Source organism: Gluconobacter sp. R75690, from assembly GCF_015244525.1.
Lineage (GTDB): Bacteria > Pseudomonadota > Alphaproteobacteria > Acetobacterales > Acetobacteraceae > Gluconobacter > Gluconobacter potus.
Genome location: NZ_JABCQB010000004.1, coordinates 170,357 through 189,381, shown reverse-complemented (window position 1 = coordinate 189,381; position 19,025 = coordinate 170,357). Strand labels below are relative to the sequence as shown.

The 19,025-nt window shown below is 61.9% G+C and carries 15 protein-coding genes; 8 read left to right on the top strand and 7 right to left on the bottom strand.

Annotation, left to right across the window (positions count from 1 at the left end; genetic code table 11):
* Window positions 1–40: 40 nt before the first annotated feature.
* From dnaE to recO, 4 genes are all read left to right on the top strand, one after another.
* Entirely contained in the window at window positions 41–3,463 is a 3,423-nt protein-coding gene (dnaE, locus tag HKD27_RS06485; RefSeq protein ID WP_194688949.1) for a DNA polymerase III subunit alpha, read from the top strand.
* Between the two features lie 195 nt (window positions 3,464–3,658).
* Entirely contained in the window at window positions 3,659–4,456 is a 798-nt protein-coding gene (gene rpsB / locus HKD27_RS06480; protein WP_011251676.1) for a 30S ribosomal protein S2, read from the top strand.
* A 101-nt stretch (window positions 4,457–4,557) separates the two neighbouring features.
* Window positions 4,558–5,466, top strand: a complete 909-nt coding sequence (gene tsf / locus HKD27_RS06475) for a translation elongation factor Ts (RefSeq protein ID WP_062498120.1) — start codon at window positions 4,558–4,560, stop codon at window positions 5,464–5,466.
* Between the two features lie 132 nt (window positions 5,467–5,598).
* A complete protein-coding gene (recO, locus tag HKD27_RS06470; RefSeq protein WP_194689023.1) occupies window positions 5,599–6,363 on the top strand; it encodes a DNA repair protein RecO in 765 nt (254 codons plus the stop codon).
* Here recO and HKD27_RS06465 read toward each other — a convergent pair.
* Window positions 6,357–6,833 (bottom strand): hypothetical protein, encoded by a 477-nt coding sequence (locus HKD27_RS06465; protein ID WP_194688948.1) that lies wholly within the window; start codon window positions 6,831–6,833, stop codon window positions 6,357–6,359. The two genes, recO and HKD27_RS06465, sit on opposite strands and share 7 nt — an antisense overlap.
* Here HKD27_RS06465 and parC point away from each other — a divergent pair.
* The gene (parC, locus tag HKD27_RS06460; RefSeq protein WP_194688947.1) at window positions 6,810–9,017 is read left to right on the top strand and encodes a DNA topoisomerase IV subunit A; all 2,208 of its coding nucleotides are present in this window, start codon (window positions 6,810–6,812) and stop codon (window positions 9,015–9,017) included. The two genes, HKD27_RS06465 and parC, sit on opposite strands and share 24 nt — an antisense overlap.
* Before the next feature lie 18 nt (window positions 9,018–9,035).
* Here the strand turns inward: parC and HKD27_RS06455 are convergent, their stop codons facing one another.
* On the bottom strand, window positions 9,036–9,758 hold the full coding sequence (locus HKD27_RS06455) for an arginyltransferase (RefSeq protein WP_081107398.1): 723 nt from the start codon (window positions 9,756–9,758) through the stop codon (window positions 9,036–9,038).
* 155 nt (window positions 9,759–9,913) lie between these two features.
* On the opposite strand from HKD27_RS06455, the gene cls reads away from it, so the two are divergent.
* Window positions 9,914–11,326: a cardiolipin synthase gene (gene cls / locus HKD27_RS06450; protein ID WP_194688946.1), complete on the top strand. Its 1,413-nt coding sequence runs from the start codon at window positions 9,914–9,916 to the stop codon at window positions 11,324–11,326.
* 5 nt (window positions 11,327–11,331) lie between these two features.
* Here the strand turns inward: cls and HKD27_RS06445 are convergent, their stop codons facing one another.
* Complete coding sequence (locus HKD27_RS06445) at window positions 11,332–11,958, bottom strand: endonuclease/exonuclease/phosphatase family protein (protein WP_011251671.1); 627 nt, start codon at window positions 11,956–11,958, stop codon at window positions 11,332–11,334.
* Window positions 11,955–13,034, bottom strand: coding sequence for an AI-2E family transporter (locus HKD27_RS06440; protein WP_194688945.1), 1,080 nt, complete (start codon window positions 13,032–13,034; stop codon window positions 11,955–11,957). Before HKD27_RS06440 ends, HKD27_RS06445 begins: the two co-directional genes overlap by 4 nt.
* A 129-nt stretch (window positions 13,035–13,163) precedes the next feature.
* Between HKD27_RS06440 and HKD27_RS06435 the strand changes: the two genes are divergently transcribed.
* Both HKD27_RS06435 and metC read left to right on the top strand, forming a co-directional pair.
* Complete coding sequence (locus HKD27_RS06435; protein ID WP_194688944.1) at window positions 13,164–14,000, top strand: sulfurtransferase; 837 nt, start codon at window positions 13,164–13,166, stop codon at window positions 13,998–14,000.
* A gap of 2 nt (window positions 14,001–14,002) precedes the next feature.
* Window positions 14,003–15,214, top strand: a complete 1,212-nt coding sequence (metC, locus tag HKD27_RS06430; protein ID WP_194688943.1) for a cystathionine beta-lyase — start codon at window positions 14,003–14,005, stop codon at window positions 15,212–15,214.
* 3 nt (window positions 15,215–15,217) lie between these two features.
* Here metC and HKD27_RS06425 read toward each other — a convergent pair whose 3' ends face one another.
* The 3 genes from HKD27_RS06425 to HKD27_RS06415 all read right to left on the bottom strand — a co-directional run bounded on the left by HKD27_RS06425 (window position 15,218) and on the right by HKD27_RS06415 (window position 18,950).
* A complete protein-coding gene (locus HKD27_RS06425) occupies window positions 15,218–16,720 on the bottom strand; it encodes a YifB family Mg chelatase-like AAA ATPase (RefSeq protein ID WP_194688942.1) in 1,503 nt (500 codons plus the stop codon).
* A 50-nt stretch (window positions 16,721–16,770) separates the two neighbouring features.
* Window positions 16,771–18,021, bottom strand: a complete 1,251-nt coding sequence (gene serA / locus HKD27_RS06420; protein WP_194688941.1) for a phosphoglycerate dehydrogenase — start codon at window positions 18,019–18,021, stop codon at window positions 16,771–16,773.
* A 140-nt stretch (window positions 18,022–18,161) separates the two neighbouring features.
* Complete coding sequence (locus HKD27_RS06415) at window positions 18,162–18,950, bottom strand: inositol monophosphatase family protein (RefSeq protein WP_194688940.1); 789 nt, start codon at window positions 18,948–18,950, stop codon at window positions 18,162–18,164.
* Window positions 18,951–19,025: the final 75 nt, after the last annotated feature.

The following is a 19,025-nucleotide window of genomic DNA, read 5'->3' as shown; positions in this document are numbered from 1 at the left end:
ATCTCCTGTATCCGCTGCCCGTCCCTGATAGAATGGCGGCATGTCTCATGCCGATTTTGTTCATCTCAGAAATCATTCCGCGTACTCCCTGAGTCAGGGCGCAATCCGGATTCCGGAGCTTGTGAGTCTGGCAGCCAAGAATGGCATGCCGGCCGTCGCCCTGACGGATAGCGGCAATCTGTTCGGTGCGCTTGAGTTCTCGCTGTACTGTCGCAGCAACGGTGTCCAGCCGATTGTCGGCTGCCAGATTTCACTTCCCCCGCGCAGCACAAAACCCGGAGCGATGTCCGAGCCGCTGGTGGTCCTGGCGCGGAATGAGGAAGGACTGGCAAATCTCCAGATACTGTCATCCGAAGGCTTTCTGAACGGAGATCCGGCTGATCCTTCGGTTGCGGTCGACTTTCTGTGCCAGCATGCGGCGGGACTGTTTCTGCTGACGGGCGGCAATCGCGGGCCGATTAACAAGCTGATCCTTGAGGAACAGAAATCTGAGGCGCAGGCGCTGCTGACGCGGCTGGAAGAGGCATTCCGGGGGAACATTGCGGTTGAACTGAACCGGCTTGGCGAGGCCGGGGAGCGGGAGGTTGAAAGCATTCTGGTCCCGATGGCGGATCAGATGGACATTCCGCTGGTGGCGACCAATGAATGCTTCTTTCCCAAGCCTGAAATGCATGAGGCCCATGATGCGCTGCTGTGTATCGCGCAGGGCCGGACGATTGCGGAAGAAGACCGCTGGCATGTGTCTCCACAGGCCTGGTTCAAGACGCCTGCCGAAATGCGGGCTGTCTTTCATGATCTTCCGGAAGCCTGTGACAACACACTGATCATTGCGCAAAAATGTGCGGTGGCGGCGTGCACGCGCAAGCCGCTTCTGCCGATCTGCCCGAAGGTCCGTGAAGGCTCGACGGAAGAGGAAACGTTGCGGGCGATGGCCTGGGAAGGGCTGGAAAAGCGCCTTGAAGCAATCAACGCGGATGAGGAGAAGCGGAAACTTTACTCCGAGCGCCTTCAGGTGGAGCTCGATATCATCGCGCGGATGGGCTTCCCGGGCTACTTCCTGATCGTTGCCGACTTTATCCAGTGGGCAAAAGCGCATGATATTCCGGTCGGGCCGGGGCGTGGATCGGGTGCAGGTTCGCTGGTGGCGTATGCGCTGACGATTACGGATATCGATCCCATTCCGTTCGGACTGCTGTTCGAGCGCTTCCTGAATCCCGAACGTGTCTCCATGCCGGATTTCGATATCGATTTTTGTCAGGACCGCCGCGATGAAGTGATCCGGTATGTGCGCGAGGAATACGGCGGGAGCCGGGTGGCGCAGATCATCACGTTCGGAAAGCTTCAGGCCAAGGCGGCTGTCCGGGACGTTGGGCGCGTGCTTGGACTGCCTTATGGCATGGTCAACCGTGTTGCCGAACTGATCCCGAACAACCCGGCCAAGCCTGTGTCACTGTCGGACGCGATTGAGGGCGAACCCCGGCTTCAGGAAATGCGGGACAGCGATGAGTCGCTCAAGAGGCTCATGGAAATCGCATTGCAGCTCGAAGGCCTGTACCGTCATGCCTCCACGCATGCGGCGGGCGTGGTGATTGGTGATCGCGAACTGGTGGAACTGGTGCCGCTGTATCGCGATCCGAAGAGCGATATGCTCGTGACGCAGTACAACATGAAATATGTTGAACAGGCCGGTCTGGTGAAGTTCGACTTCCTCGGCCTGACAACGCTCACCATTCTCAAGCGAGGTCTGGATTTCCTTAAAGAACAGGGGATTACGGTCGATCTCTCACGTATTCCGCTGGATGACGCGAAGACGTTCGAGATGCTAGCTAAAGGCGATACGGCCGGCGTGTTCCAGTTCGAAGGCGCGGGTATGCGGGACATGCTCAAGCAGATGGCGGCCAGTCGGCTAGAAGATCTGATTGCGGGCGTGTCGCTGTATCGTCCGGGGCCGATGGCAAACATCCCGGATTACTGCCGCCGCAAGCATGGCGAGCCTTGGGAGCCACCGCACGAGGAGATCCGCGATATTCTTGAAGAGACCTATGGGATCATGGTCTATCAGGAGCAGGTCATGCAGATCGCCCAGAAGATGGCGGGCTACAGTCTGGGTGGCGCGGATCTGCTGCGGCGTGCGATGGGCAAGAAGATCGCTGCCGAAATGGAAAAGCAGCGCGCGATCTTCACTGAGGGTGCAACGGCGCGTGGCATTCCTCAGGAAAAAGCGGTCGAAGTCTTTGATCTTATGGCCCGTTTTGCGGATTACGGCTTTAACAAGTCGCATGCCGCAGCCTATGCGCTGGTGTCCTATCAGACGGCCTGGATGAAGGCGAACCATCCGGTCGCATTCCTCGCGGGCTGTATGTCTCTGGCACGGGAAAAGACGGACAAGCTGGCGGCTCTGTGTCAGGAAGCACGGCGGATGAAGATTCCCGTATTACCCGTTGATATCAATAAATCTCTGGCAGATTTTTCCATCGAAACACTGGAAGACGGGCGTCAGGGGATCCGTTATGCGTTGTCGGCCATCAAACGTGTGGGGGCTGCCGCGATGCAAAGTGTCGTGGCGTCCCGTGGCGACAGGCCGTTTCAGGATCTCACGGATTTTGCGGAGCGCTGCGATCCGAAGAGCCTGAACAAGATCCAGCTGGAAAGTCTTGCAAAAGCAGGAGCTTTCGACAGTCTTCTCAAAGAACGACATATTGTTTTTTCGAGTGCCGATATCCTGTTGCGTCGTGCTCAGGCTCGGGCGCAAGAGCAGCAGATGGGTCAGGCCGGACTGTTCGGTGGTGCGGGTCAGGAGCGTGAAATCCTGCGGCTGAATGAAGGGCGGCCCTGGCCTGATTTTGAGCGTCTGTCGCTGGAAGCGTCAGCCATCGGATTTCACATGAGCGCGCATCCTCTGGATGCGTATCGCAGCGTTCTAAGGCGGTTGGGTGTGACGCCGTCCAATGCTTTGGAAAATGCCGCAAAAACAGGGACTACACGCGTTAAGATCGCAGGCTGTGTCGTGGATCGCAAGGAGCGGCCGACACGCACAGGCAAGAAAATGGCCTGGGTTAATCTGTCGGACAGCGGTGGCGGATGTGAAGTCACGCTGTTTTCCGAGACGCTGACATCCTGCCGGGATCTGCTGGTGGCGGGACAGGCCATTCTGGTGACGGCTGAGCTCAAGGTGGATGGCGATGCGCTGCGGATCACGGCTCAGAATGTTATGGATCTGGAAGTCGCGGCTGCGGCGGAGCGTTCGGAAATCCGCGTCTGGCTGAAGGAAGATGCATCCCTGCCGGATCTGGCCTCCTTGCTGGAAGAGGTTCAGGGCGGCTTTGGGCGTGTGAAACTGCTGCCTTCCGTCGAGGAGACACAGGATGTCGAAATCTCCATCCCGGGACATTACCGTGTGACGCCACGTCTTGCAGAGCGGCTGCGGACATTACGGGGGGTTGAGAAGGCCCAGCAGGTCTGACCGGTGGGCAGTATTGTATGAAACTCTGCTGACAGGCCTTGCATCTGCGCTCCTTTTCCGCCATATCGCGACCGTTCTTCTACGGAGTTTTCTCCGGATAAGAGCAATCCGCACGCATGGCTCTAGGGTTTTCTGGTGTCCTTCCGGGGACGTTGCCATGCGGAGGTTCAACCAGACGCAAGGAATTTCCGAATCATGGCAATGCCTGATTTCACCATGCGCCAGCTCCTTGAAGCCGGCGTTCATTTCGGTCACCACACCCGTCGCTGGAACCCGGCCATGGCGCCGTACCTGTTCGGTGTGCGTAACCAGGTTCACATCATCGACCTGCAGCAGACGGTTCCGATGCTGGACCGCGCCCTGAAGGTTGTTCGTGACACGGTCGCCAACGGTGGTCGCGTCCTGTTCGTCGGCACCAAGCGCGCTGCGGCTGACCATGTTGCTGAAGCTGCACAGCGTTGCGGCCAGTACTACGTCAACCACCGCTGGCTCGGTGGCATGCTGACCAACTGGAAGACCATCACGGGTTCCATCAAGCGTCTGCGCCAGATCGACGAGATGCTGTCCGGTGACACGGCTGGCCTGACGAAGAAGGAAGTTCTCGACATCACGCGTGACCGCGAGAAGCTCGAGCGCTCCCTCGGCGGCATCAAGGAAATGGGTGGCCTGCCCGACCTGCTGTTCGTGATCGATACGAACAAGGAAAAGCTGGCGATCGAAGAAGCCACGAAGCTTGGCATTCCGGTCATCGGCGTCCTCGACAGCAACTCCAATCCTGCTGGCGTGACCTATCCGATCCCGGGCAATGATGACGCCATCCGCGCCATCACCCTGTATTGCGACCTGGTCTCCGGCGCGGTTCTCGACGGTATTTCCGCCGAGCTGGCTGCTTCGGGTCAGGACATCGGTGCTGCTGAAGAACTGCCGGCTGAGACGGCTGTTCTGGAAGCCGCCGCTGCTGAAGGCGCAGAAGCTCCCGCTTCCGCCGGCTGAACAGACTGCCGGGGTCCGGTCATGGAAAACGGCAACTGAAACATGGCATGCGGCCGGGCGAGTTCGTCCGGCCGCATGATCTTTTTTGAGGGATGAGATAAATGGCAGAAATCACAGCAGCCCTGGTCCGCGAACTGCGCGAAGCCACTGGCGCAGGCATGATGGATTGCAAGAAGGCCCTGACGGAAGCTGCTGGCGATATGGACGCCGCCATTGACTGGCTGCGCACGAAGGGTCTGTCCCAGGCTGCGAAGAAGTCCGGCCGCACAACGGCTGAAGGTCTGGTTGGCGTTGTGTCCGCCAAGAACCGCGCCGCCATGGTCGAAGTGAACGCCGAGACGGACTTCGTTGGCCGTAACGAGGCATTCCAGGCATTCGTCGAGCAGGTCGCTCACGTTGCTCTGGAAGTCGGCGACGATCTGGACGCCATCAAGGCTGGCAAGGTTCCGTCGGGCCGTACGGTCGCTGATGAACTGACGCACCTGATTGCCACGATCGGCGAGAACATGGCCATCCGTCGCGCCAAGGTCCTGTCGGTCGAGTCCGGCGTTGTCGCCAGCTACGTCCACAGCGCACTGCGTCCGGGCATTGGCAAGATCGGCGTTCTGGCCGCTCTGGAAGCGCCGTCCGAGTCCGACGCCCTGCTGACGCTGGGCCGCCAGATTGGCATGCACGTTGCCGCAACCCGTCCGGCTGCCCTGGACGTTGCCAGCGTTGATCCGGAAGCCCTGGAGCGCGAGCGCGCCGTTCTGATCGAGCAGGCCCGTGAGTCCGGCAAGCCGGAAGCCATCATCGAGAAGATGGTCGAAGGCCGTATCCGCAAGTTCTATGAGGAAGTCGTTCTTCTGGAGCAGGTGTGGGTTCTGGACGGCGAAAGCCGCGTGGCCAAGGTTGTCGAGAAGGCTGGCGCGAAGCTGGTCGGTTTCGAGCGCTTCCAGCTCGGTGAAGGCATCGAGAAAGAAGAGAGCGACTTCGCTGCTGAAGTCGCCGCTGCTGCCGGCACCAAGTAAGGTTTTCCGTTCCTGTCCTGAGCTGGGTCTGCCCGGTTCAGGTCGGGCTCGAAAGTCTGTAGAAAGGCCCCTGTGCGCTCCGGCGTGTGGGGGCCTTTTGCGTTTTGGCGTATGGATCGGGGAGGATGGATGATGGAATGGGAAGCGGCGGCGCTGGTTCTGTCAGTCCGCCCTTACGGCGAAGGAAGCGCGCTTGTCCATCTGTTCAGCGAGGAGCACGGGGTCTCGCATGGCATGGCGCGCGGAGGGGCTTCCCGGCGCCAGGCCTCCCTGTGGCAGACCGGCAATCTGGTCATGGCGCGCTGGCGGGCGCGGCTCGCGGATCAGCTTGGGACCCTGACGGCCGAGCCGGTTCAGTGCGTGGCGGGGCGCATTCTGGATGCTCCGTTACAGCTTGAAATGGTGAGCAGTGCCTGCGCGCTGGTCGATGGGGCGCTCCCACAGGGCGAGCCTCATCCGGAACTTTTCATGCGGCTGGTCCGTCTTCTGACGCTGATCAGCGTGGCACCCGAGCCTGCGCCGATGGGCGCCTATCTGCGCTGGGAAGCCCAGCTTCTGGCAGGGCTCGGTTATGGGCTGGACCTGTCGGAATGTGCAGTGACGGGCACCCGAGAAGATCTGATCTACGTGTCACCGCGGTCGGGAAGGGCGGTAAGCCGGGAAGGGGCTGGCGAATGGCGGGACAGGCTTCTTCCGTTACCCGCACTGATGACGGATGAAACACAGGACGGAACGCCTGAAGACTGGAAAGATGGTCTGGCGCTGACGGGACATTTCCTGTCACGCTGGGTCTTTGGCGTGCGGCACCAGCCGCTGCCCGCAGCGCGGGAGCGGCTGGTGGAGTATGTGCAGCGGCTTCAGCCTGCACCGGGCGCTGATGCGGAGTCCGATCAGTAAAAAACGTGGCTGGGGCCGGGACGCAGACCGTTGACGACGTCTACATCGGCCGTGCTGTCCCAGACGGACCAGTCCCATCCGGGGTGCTGGTTGATCTCGGCCGTCATGCGCTGCTCCTGCGCGACATCGATTTGATGGCTGGCCTTGTAGGCAGCATAGGCCGTCTTGTCGCCCATATAGACACAACCGCAGGCGATGGGATCAGCGTAGAGCAGGACCGGCTGTCCGTTCTGCATGCGGTAGGTCAGGGTGTTGGGGGGCAGGAGGTTCATCATCGCCCAGCGTGCGGTCGTATCGGCAGGATGCGCCTTGAAACCAGCCAGGGCGAAGGACACTTCCGCCTTCTGTACGGGCCGATAGGGTGAGCAGGCGGCCGCGCCGATGAGGAGAGCGCTGGACAGGACGGCACGCCAGTGTCTAAGTCCTGCACGAAAGAGGGGAGATGCATGGGAACGGATCTGGCTGGTCATATCGAGGATACCAAGCTCGCTGAGGCTCTGAGCGAGCGATATATTGCGTATGCGATGTCGACAATCATGTCGCGGTCCCTTCCGGACGTGCGTGATGGCCTGAAGCCGGTACACCGCCGCCTCCTTTATGCGATGCAGCAGCTCCGCCTTGATCCCACATCAGGGTTTAAAAAGTGTGCACGTGTCGTCGGTGATGTGATCGGTAAGTTCCATCCGCATGGCGATGCTTCCGTGTATGAAGCGCTGGTGCGTCTGGCGCAGGATTTTGCGGTCCGTTATCCGCTGGTCGAGGGGCAGGGCAATTTCGGCTCCATCGACGGCGATGGCGCGGCCGCCATGCGATACACCGAGAGCCGCCTGACGGAAGTGGCGCAGGCGCTGCTGGACGGCATTCAGGACGACGCTGTCGATTTTCGCGCAACCTATGACAATGAAGATCATGAACCGATCGTACTGCCCGGTACGTTCCCGAATCTGCTGGCGAATGGCGCGGCAGGTATTGCCGTGGGCATGGCGACGAGCATTCCGCCGCATAATGCCGCAGAGATCTGCCGGGCCGCCAAGCTTCTGATCGAGAAGCCGGATGTGACGATTGCCGAACTGGTGGATCTCATGCCAGGGCCGGATTTCCCGACGGGTGGCATTCTGGTTGAAGAGCGCGACTCCATCATCCGCTCCTACGAAACCGGCCGTGGCAGTTTCCGGACGCGGGCACGCTGGGAAGTCGAGCAGGGGCGGTTTGGCACCTGGGTGATTATCGTCACCGAGATCCCGTATCAGGTACAGAAATCGCGTCTGATCGAGCAGATCGCCGACCTGATGGAACAGCGCAAGCTGCCGCTTCTGGGCGATGTGCGTGACGAGAGCACGACCGATATCCGTCTGGTGCTGGAACCCAAGACCAAGGGTGTCGAGCCTGAAGTCTTGATGGAGACGCTGTTCCGCAACACGGCGCTTGAAAACCGGTTCAGCCTGAACATGAATGTTCTGGGTGGAGACCGTGTTCCGGGTGTGCTGTCGCTGAAGCAGGTTCTGCGGGCGTGGCTGGATCACGTCCATGAAGGGCTGGTACGGCGCTCGAACCACCGTCTGGCGGCAGTGCTGCGGCGGCTGGAGATTCTTGAAGGTTTCCTTGCGGTCTATCTGAACCTCGATGAGGTGATCCGGATTATCCGTGAAGAGGACGAGCCCAAGGTCAGCCTGATGGCGACGTTCAGCCTGACGGATGTTCAGGCCGAAGCTGTTCTGAACATGCGGCTGCGCTCCCTGCGGCGGCTTGAGGAAATGGAAATCCGGCGCGAGCGGGACAAGCTTGCGGATGAGCAGAAAGCCCTTGAGACGCTGCTGGGCTCAGAGCGTCGCCGCTGGACCCGGATTGGCAAGGATCTGGACGGCACGATCAAGAAGTTCGGTTCCGGTCCGCTGGGGGACCGCCGGACGCTGATTGCGGCCGCGCCTGAGCCCATCGACATTTCTGCGGCGCTGGAAATCGACCGTGAGCCGCTGACGGTTCTGCTGTCCCGCGAGGGGTGGATCCGGGCCATGAAGGGCCATGGGCTCGATCCGCAGGGGCACCGCTTCAAGGAAGGCGACGAAGGCTGGCTCTCCGTGGAGTGCCAGAGCACGGACCGGCTGTGCCTGATTTCCAGCAGCGGCAAGGCTTATACGATCAAGGCAGCGGATCTGCCGCGTGGACGTGGTTTTGGGCAGCCGTTCCGGACCGTGGTGGAGGTGCCGCAGGAAGACCGCGTGGTGACGCTGTTCCCGGTTTCGGATGAGGGACGCCGTCTGATCGCTTCGGCAGCCGGGCGTGGCATGATCGTGTCTGAAGCAGGGCTGGTGGCCGAGAAGCGGACGGGCAAGCAGGTCTTCAACGTCAAGGATGGCGACGAGGTCTTTGCCTGCATTCCGGTGGGCGGCACCCATGTACTGACCCTGGGACAGAACAAGCGGGCGCTGATCTTCCCGCTGGAGCAGGTGCCGGAAATGACGCGTGGGGCTGGTGTGGCGTTCCAGAAACTGGGCGACAGTACGCTGCGGGATATCCGGACGCTCACCCTGTCCGAAGGACTGTTGTGGCAGGAAGGCCAGCGTGTCCGCGCGACGGCGGATCTGGTCCCGCTTGAGGGGCGCCGCGGTGCCGTGGGGCGTGCGGCGCCGCAGTGGATGCTGCGCAAGAGCTGAAGCGGGATCATCCCCCATTCAGGCGGGGGATAATGCCGCCAGCAGGCTCCATTGACCGTCACGGAAGACTTCGGCGGGGCCGAAGGCGGCCTTGTAGGCCATCTTCGGGCTGCCCGGGACGTAATAGCCCAGATAGAGATGTTCCAGCCCCATGCGGGCGGTCTCTTCGATCAGCCACAGGATCGAGAACGTGCCCCATGAGGCCGTCAGGTCGTTGACGTCATAGAAGGTGTAGACGGCGGACAGCCCGTCCGACAGACGGTCGATCAGGCTGACGCAGACGAGCGTGCCATCGGGGCGGCGGAATTCGGCCAGGAACGTCTCGACCGGCGTATTGGCGATGAGTTCGGCGTAATCGCGCCAGCACATATGGGCCATGTCACCATCGGGATGGCGGACGGCCTGATACATCTCGAACAGGCGGAATTGCTCGTCGGTGGGGATCGGCGGCACGATGTTCACCACGAGGTCGGCATGGCGGCTGCGGACTTTTTTCTGTGTCCGGGTGGGTTCAAAGGTCGCAGCCGGGATGCGCATGGGTGTGCAGGCGCGGCAGCCGACGCAGACGGGAGCGTAGGCGATCGCATGGCTGCGGCGGAAGCCGGCCTGGGACAGGCGGTTGTGCAGGGCTACGGCATCAGGGCCCGCGAGTTCGGTCAGGACCTTGCGTTCGGTCCGGTCGGGCAGGTAGGGGCACGGGGCCGGAGCCGTCGTGTAGAAGAGCTGTGGGCGATGCTGCATGGGACGCTCTCCTTTTTCGAAAGACGGGGCCGATAGATAATCCTATCGCAAGGACGGGGGCTGGCGCATCCTCCATCTTTGCGAAAGGATGCCGGAAGAAGATCCGGGGGCTGATGTGCTGTTTGCAGCACAGAATGTCCGCCGCAGGGAGATTTATGACGCACTGGACCGTTTTCCACATTGTCATGCAGATTCTGCGCTGGACGCTGCCCCTGCTCGTCACGGTTCATGCGCTGGTGCACAAGCGCGATACGGCGTCCTGCACGGGCTGGATCGGCATCTGCTGGATTGCGCCCGTTCTGGGGACGGTGCTGTATCTGATGTTCGGGATCAACCGTGTCCGGCGCCGGGCGCAGAAAATGGTCAACCGGCATCTGTGGGAAGGGCGCGATCCACTGGCGCAGTACCGTCAGACCGTGGATGGCGATCTGGCGCCGCTTTCAAAGATGCTGGGCCGTCTGACGGAACGGCCCCTGATGCGGGGCAATTCGATCACCTGCCTGCATGACGGGGACAATGCCTATCCGGCTATGCTGGAGGCAATCGGGCAGGCGAAGACGTCGATCATCCTGTGCTCCTACATTTTTCGCGATGATGAGGTCGGGCAGCGTTTTGCCGGGGCCCTGGTGGCGGCAAAACGGCGCGGTGTTGAGGTGCGGGTTCTGGTGGACGGGATCGGGAGCGGATATTTCCGTTGCGGGATCGAGCGCCGGCTGCGGCGTGAGGGTGTGGCCTGCGCGCGGTTCATGCACTCGGTCTGGCCTTGGCGCATGCCGTTCATCAATCTGCGCAATCACCGCAAGATCCTCGTGGTGGACGGGACCATCGGCTTCATGGGCGGCCTGAACATCGGCGAGGAAAATATGCTCCGGCTTCGAACGAAGCTGCCGGTGGCGGACACGCATTTCCGCCTTCAGGGGCCGATCGTGCATCAGCTTGCCGTGGCATTCGCCTGGGACTGGTCGTTCACGACGGGTGAGGAACTTGAAGGCGAGCGTTATCTGCCCGAACCGTCCCCGGTGGGGGATGTGCCGATGCGGATCGTGACGTCCGGGCCGGATACGGATCTGGAAAAGATCGAATACGGGATGTTGCAGGCTTTCGCGCTGGCGCGGAGCCATATCTGGGTTATGACGCCATACTTCCTGCCGGATGACCGCTTCTCGACGGAGCTTATTCTCGCGGCCTTGCGAGGCGTGGTGATCGATATCGTGGTGCCCAGAAGCAGCAATCACGCGCTGATAGACCATGCGCGGGATGCCAATCTGCGGCCGTTTCTGGATGCGGGTTGTCGGGTGTGGATGGCCGATCCGCCGTTCAATCACTCCAAGCTGATGGTTGTGGATGATGAATGGAGTTTCGTGGGAAGTGCCAATATCGACATGCGCTCCCTGCGGCTGAACTTCGAGATCAACCTGGAAATCTATGACACTGGCGTGGCGAAGGACCTGTCCACCTTCATGCAGACGCATCGTCGCAACCGGCTGACGCATCATGATCTGGACAGCCTGCCGTTCCTGATCCGGATGCGCAATTCGGCGATCAGGCTGCTGCTGCCTTATCTGTAAGGGTCTTACGCGCCCAGCCGCAGCGTGACGGAGATGGGGCGGTGATCGGAGCCGAAGCGTGGCAGGGCGCGCGCTTCCAGACGGGAGAGGCCACGCACGAGGCAGCGGTCCAGCCTCAGCGGAACATGGTTCAGCATCCGGTGGGTCTTTTCCTTTGGGCCAACATCCAGAAAGCCCGGGAGCAGGACGGGACCGACAAGGTTGAAATCGCCCATGATGACGGCGCGGTGGCGCATGTTGGCGCTGATGCTGCGAAGCTGGCGCCGGTTGAGGATCTGGCCATGGGACAGATGCACGTTGGCAAGCGAGAAGCTGCCGAAATCGATGAGCTGTGCCGTGCGCTTGACCAGCAATCCGCGCGGCAGGCGGCAGAATGAGGGCGGGCGCGTAAACGGCAGGCGGCTCCAGCAGGCGGTGCCATGCGGTCTGCCTGGAAGCGGGATGCGGTCGTAATAGCCGCCGAGGATTTCGGGAAGTTCGTCTACCGCTGTCTGCGCTTCCTGCATGACGACGATATCGGGATCTTCCGCACGGATAACCGTCAGGACGTCTTCGAGGGACGCGCCTTCCCAGCGGTAAAGGTTCCAGCTCAGGATCTTGAAAGAGGCTCCGGACTGAAGGGACGTCGTCATTTCGGAGGCTCCGGCAGATAGAGGGGGTTGCGTTCTCGGTGATGAGGGCCGGCGGCGAACTCGCTGGTCAGGGTATAGCCGACAGCCAGCAGGACGGGGCCGAGGAAAATGCCTACACCGCCAAAGGTCACGATGCCGCCGAGAACGCCCAGGACGGTCAGCAGATAGGGCAACTGGGCACCGCGGGCGATGAAGGCCGGGCGGATGACGTGATCGGCACCCGAGATGATCAGGATGCCGTAGATGGCCAGGAACAGCCCGTGTCCGAAATGGTGGGTCATGCCCAGCCAGATTGCGGCCGGGACCCAGACGAGCGGTGCGCCGATGGGAAAGACGGCCACGAAAGCGGTAATACCGGCCAGCAGAACGGGAGAGGGTACGCCCGCCAGCATGAGGCCGATTCCCGTAAGGACGCCCTGGATCAGGGCGGTGCCGAGGATGCCGTAAACCGTGCCGCGGACTGTGCGGCCGATGATGTTGATGAGGCGGGGCGTGGTGTGGGGGCCGGCGATGCGGTCGATCAGGGCGGTGATGGTGTTGCCGAGCGGATCGCCGTTGAGCCACAGGAAGAACGCGACGAACAGCGCCATGACGAGTTCGGCGAGGCCGCCTGCCAGACGCAGCAGGACCGTCAGCGTCAGATGGGCGATCTGTCCGGCATAGGGGCGCAGCACTTCGGTCGCGAAGGCGCCGATGTCATGGCTGAAATGGTGCCAGGCTTCCACGAGATGGGGACCGGCCATCGGGATACGGTTCAGCCAGGCGGGAGGCGGGTTCGCGCTGGTGACATGCAGGATCAGGTTGTCGATTTCCGAAATTGTGCCGGGGATGTCGCTGATGCCCGCGCTGGTCAGGACGGCCAGGGGCACGACGATGAACAGCGCGCTCAGGCCCATCATGGCGAGGGCGGCCAGCACGGGACGGACATGCCGGCGCATGCGGCGGTAGATAGGCCAGGTCGTAAAGGCGAGGATCGCGGCCCACAGGATGGCCGAGAGGAAAGGCCACAGGATGATGCCGCATCCATAGGCGATTCCGGCCAGGATGAGGCCGAGGAGAATCCGCTCGGTCGTCATGCGGTGCCGTTCTCCTGACTGGAGCCGGACGGAAGCCCGGATCGGCATGACTCTGTGGGCTGCGTGTTCATGGAATGATACATTGGCACGCTCTGGCGTCCGGCGCATCCCTCGACCTATGGTGCAGGTATGACGATCTCGCCACTTGTTGATGCCGCGACCCTGATCTCCGAGGTCGGCCGGTTTATTCCCCTTGATGCCAGCGTGCTTTTGCCGGGGCAGAAAGGCGACCCCGACGCCGCCTTTGCCCAGCGCCATCTGCCCGACGCACAGCGATTCGATATTGATGTCTTTGCGGACCCGGACAGCCCGCTTCCGCATACGGTGCCGGGGGCCGCGCGCTTCGCCCGGCTGATGGGCGCCCTCGGGGTGAGCGAGGATGTACCGGTCGTGTTCTATGACGCGCGCGGAAGTGTGGGTGCCTCCCGGGGCTGGTGGCTTGCGCGGCTGTTCGGACACCGGAATGCGCGGATACTCGATGGGGGGCTGGAGGCTTGGCTGAAGGCCGGCGGCCCGGTGGAAGAGGGCGCAGCGTCCACAAAGGAGCCAGTCCTTTTCCGGCCCTGTCCCCGCTACGGGCTTCTGGCGGGTTCGGGGGATGTGCAGCTTGCGCTGGAGCAGGAGGGCAGTCTCGTTCTCGATGCCCGGAGTGCAGGACGGTTTGCGGCGACAGTTCCGGAACCACGTCCCGGGGTACGGAGCGGCCACATGCCCGGCGCAATGAGCATGGACTGGACGCGTTTTGTGAATGAAAGCGGCTGCTTTCTGCCTGCACCAGAACTGAAGCAGATTCTGGGTGCGGCGGCCGGGCGATCGGTGATCGCAACCTGCGGTTCCGGGCTGACAGCCGCGACAATCGTGGCGGCTTTGGCGATCGCGGGATATGGCGATGCGGCTTTGTATGATGGATCCTGGGCGGAATGGGGCAGTGACCCCGACGCTCCGGTTGTGACGGGAGAGGGATGAGCATGAGCGATCTGGAAAAGCAGGTCAGCGCGGGATGGAGCCGGATGGCCTCCATGCTGGTGCGCGAGGGACGTCCGCACGAGCTTCCGGAATCGGGAACATTCGTGAATGCGCCGGTGAGCCGTGGGTCGACGGTCCTGTTTCCGTCCCTGGAAGCCATGAACCGGACGGATGGTCGCAGCCATGCCCACAAGGTGGTCTACGGCGCCATGGGATCGCCGATCCAGCATCAGCTTGAGGAAATGCTCAGCCGGATCGAGGGCGGGACCCATACCCAGGTTGTTGGCTCAGGACTCGCTGCCTGCGCATTGCCGCTTCTGGCGTTTCTGGGCTGCGGAGACCATCTTCTGCTGCCCGACTCGGTGTACGGACCGACACGGCGTTTCGCCGGAACGATGCTTCAACGCATGGGCGTGACGACGACCTATTATCCGCCCACGGCATCGCGAGACGAAGTTCTGGCGCTCATGCGTCCGGAGACGAAGGTGCTGTTTGCGGAAAGTCCGGGCAGCCACACCTTTGAGGTGCAGGACGTGCCCATGCTGGCCGGGATCGCACATGAGGCCGGAGCGCTCCTGATGCTGGACAACACCTGGGGGATCGGTGTGTTCCAGCCCTTCACTCATGGTGTGGACGTATCGATCCAGGCGCTGTCGAAATATCCCGCCGGGCATTCTGACGTCATTATGGGATCGGTTACGGTCAATGATGAGGCGCACTGGAAAACGCTGCGGGATGCCGCGATCCAGCTCGGACTGTGCGCCGGGCCGGATGACTGCTGGTTGACGCTGCGGGGTCTGCGGACGATGGGGGTGCGGCTGGCGCATCAGTCACGTTCGGCACTGGAAATCGCGCAGTGGCTGAAGACACGCCCCGAAGTGGCGCGGGTTCTGCATCCCGCGCTGGAAGACTGTCCGGGGCATGAGTTCTGGAAGCGCGACTTTACCGGAGCGTGCGGCCTGTTCGGGGTGGAGCTTCAGCCGGAAATCTCCGTTGAGGCCGTCGAGCGGATGATCGACGGATTCAGTATGTTCGGGATTGGCGCATCCTGGGGCGGATATGAAAGTCTGGTCCTGCCGACCACGGGGCATATCCGGCGCGTGACGGGTGAGGGTGGTCCGACATCCGCGACATTCCGTCTGCATATCGGACTGGAAGACGTCGAGGATCTGAAGACCGATCTGGCACGTGGGCTGGACAGCCTTCAGTTCTGAACCTTAACGGCGACGGAAGGTCAGAGCTTCAGCGACGTGATGGCGCTGGATGCTCTGCGTGCCTTCCAGATCGGCGATGGTACGGGAGACGCGGATCAGGCGCGTAATACCCCGATTGGACAGGCGCAGTTTTTCAGCGGCCTGTTCGGCGAGGGAGCGGGCATCGTCGTCCATATCGAGCTGGTCCGGAGAGACCTGCGAATTGGGAACGCCCTGACGGTCGATCTGACGTTGGCGGGCAATTTCAACGCGAGCACGAACCTTGGCGCTGCTCTCTCCTTGCGGCGCGCGGCTGATGTCGATGGGAGATAACGGATCGATCTGCACGCACAGATCCATGCGATCGAGCATCGGGCCGGAAATCTTGGCCGTGTAGTCCTCACCGCAGCGCGGGGCCTTGCGACAGCTCCGTTCCAGATCACCTAAGTAGCCACAGCGGCAGGGATTCATGGCGCCGATGAACTGGAAACGTGCAGGATAGGTCGTGTGATGCGCCGCGCGGGCGATGAAAATGCTGCCGGTTTCGATGGGCTGGCGCAGGGATTCCAGACAGGCCCGTGAGAACTCCGGAAGCTCGTCGAGGAACAGAACGCCGTTATTGGCAAGGCTGACTTCGCCGGGCCGGGCTTTTGCACCCCCACCCACAATGGCGGGAAGGCTCGCGCTATGATGCGGGGCGCGATAGGGCGGTCGGACAACCAGCCTTCTGTTTTGCAGAATGCCTGAAACGCTGTGGATCCGGCTGGTCTCCAGCGCTTCTTCCCGTGTCAGGTTGGGTAGAATTCCGGGCAGGCGGCTGGCGAGCATGGATTTTCCCGCACCTGGTGGTCCGCTCATGAGCATGGAATGAGCTCCGGCAGCGGCAATTTCCAGAGCCCGTCGTCCAATCGCCATACCTTTGACGTCTGCAAGATCGGGGCCGTACTCGATGACATGCGCGGTCGGGAGCGGGGCTGGGGACAGGATCTGCTGTCCCTGAAAATGGGAAACAAGGGCCGCGAGTGTGGGAGCGCCCAGAACGTCCGTGCTGTCATTGCCCCAGCGTGCTTCCATCGCTTGGGCTGCCGGACAGATCAGCCCCAACCCTTCCGAGACTGCTCCGATTGCAGCGGAAAGAACGCCAGCAACGGGATTGATCCGACCATCCAGTGACAGTTCACCGACTGCGGCATAGGCCGAGACTGCCTCAAACGACAAAATCCCCATGGCGCAGAGCAGTCCGAGTGCGATGGGGAGATCGAAATGTGCGCCTTCCTTGAGAAGATCGGCTGGCACAAGATTGACCAGGATGCGTTTGGGTGGAAGCGCCAGCCCCATGGCTGTCAGGGCGGCACGGACACGTTCGCGGGCTTCGCCGACGGATTTATCCGCCAGTCCCACGACGAGAAACGCCGGCAGGCCGCTGGAGACCTGGACCTCGACCGTGACCGGAACGGCTTCGATACCCGAGAAGGCAAAGCTCTGGATGCGGGCGAGGGCAGGTGTATGCGGGCTGGGACTCGTCATGAGACAAATCCTAGCCCGAAATTATTTACCGTTGGTTAACGGCAAGGGTGTCAGGCGCGCTGGTACAGCAGGCGGGCACGCAATGTGCCATCGAGGGCCTTGAGACCGTCCAGCAGCTTCGTGTCCATGTCTGGGCCTTCTGACTCGGCTTCGACAACGACGTACCCGACTTCACCATCCGTCTGGAGGTACTGGGCCGTTACGTTGCAGTTCTGCGAGGCGAACAGGTCATTGATCTGGCGCATGATGCCCGGCCGGTTGGCATGGACATGCATGAAGCGCGTGCCACGGGGGCGCTCGGGGAGCTGCACACTGGGAAAGTTGACGGATCCGATCGTGGAGCCAACGTCTGAATAATCGACCAGTTTGCGGGCGACCTCGACGCCAATGCGCTCCTGCGCTTCCATCGTGGAGCCGCCGATATGCGGCGTGAGGATGACGTTTTCGAGACCCTGAAGCGGCGTCTTGAACTCTTCTCCGGCCTTCTTGGGTTCGATGGGGAACACGTCCACGCCCGCGCCCATCAGGTGGCCGTCCTTCAGAGCAGCCGCGAGGGCCTCAAGGTCCACGACGTTGCCGCGCGCGTTGTTGAGCAGGATGGAATTGGGTTTCATGGCCCGGATTTCCGTCTCTCCAATCAGAAGATCGGTTTCCGGCGTCTGCGGAACATGGAGGCTGACGATGTCGGACTGTGCGAGCAGGTCGTGCAGGGTGGAGACGGCGATGGCGTTGCCATGCGGCAGGCGCGGCATCACGTCGAAATACAGGACGCGCATGCCGAAGGCCTCGGCCAGGACCGAAAGCTGCGAGCCGATGGAGCCGTAGCCGACGATGCCGAGCGTCTTGCCGCGGACTTCCCAGGCGTTGGTGGCGGATTTGTCCCAGCCGCCCTGGTGGCAGGCTTCCGAGCGCGACGGGATACGGCGGAGGAGCATGACGATCTCGCCCATGACCAGTTCAGCCACGGAACGGGTGTTGCTGAACGGTGCATTGAAGACGGGAATGCCGAGCATGCGTGCGGCGTTGAGATCGACCTGGTTCGTGCCGATGCAGAAGCAGCCAATGGCCATGAGGCGGTCTGCGCCTTCAAGGACTTCGCGTGTCAGCTGCGTCCGGCTGCGGATGCCGACCATGTGCACACCCTGAAGGGCTTCCTTTAGCGCATCGCCTTCGAGCGCGCCCTTGACGCGCGTCACTTCGGTATAGCCCTCGGCGGCGAAATGGGCTGCGGCGCTTTCGTGAATGCCTTCCAGAAGAAGAATGCGGATCTTGTTTTTGGGGAGAGAGAACTGCGTTTCCATAAATCCGTCCCGGTCATGAACCGGAAGGCTCCGGTTTCAATTCAAACTGCTTCCATCAGGTCTGGCCGTGACCAGACCGGTCCCGGCTCATGTCTGCCGCCATGTCCGCCGGGGCCTTCTCCCTAGCCGATTGGCGGGATTCAGGAAAGGTGGCGGACGAGTTCGGGAAGCAGGGTTGCGTCTCCGCAGGCCAGGACAGTGCCATCGCTTTCAAGGGTGAGCGGTTGTCCCTGCCAGTCCGTGATACGGCCGCCTGCCCCTTCCACGACCGGAACGAGTGCCCCCCAGTCCCAGGGTTTCATGGTGCACTCGGCAATGACATCGATCTGGCCCAGGGCGAGCAGTCCGTAGGCATAGCAGTCTCCGCCCCATGACGTGCGGCGGGTATGTTTTTGCAGGTTGGCAAAACGCGGGGCGTGCTCCGCGGTCATGATTTCGGGGGCCGTGCAGGACAGTTCCGCTTCGGCCGCTTCCGGGCAGGGGCGCGTGCCGATGGTGCCGGGCAGACGCTCGGACAGGAAGGTGGTTGGTCGCCCCGTAACGCCGAGCCAGCGCTCGCCAGTCACGGGCTGGTCAATCAGCCCGAGGACGGGGCGGCTCTTGTGAAAGAGCGCAATGAGTGTGCCGAAAGTGGGGCGGCCGGTCAGGAAAGCACGGGTGCCATCAATGGGATCGAGAACCCAGAGCCAGTCGCTGCTGGCGCCGCTCATGCCGTTTTCCTCGCCAAGGATGGCGTGCTCCGGCAGACGTTCCTCAAGAATGCTGCGCATGGCCTGTTCGGCCTGACGGTCTGCAATGGTGACGGGGCTGTCGTCGGATTTGGCGTCGGCACGAAGGGACGTCCGGAAATGGGGCAGGACGGTCCTGCGGGCGATGTCGGCGCAGGCTGTGGCGGCTTCAATGGCGGTCTGCAGAACCGTTTCACTCATGATTTTCGTCTATTCCCGTCCCAGGAGCGTGGCATGAGATTGACGCCCGTTCTGGGGGGCGGCATCAGAGGGGCC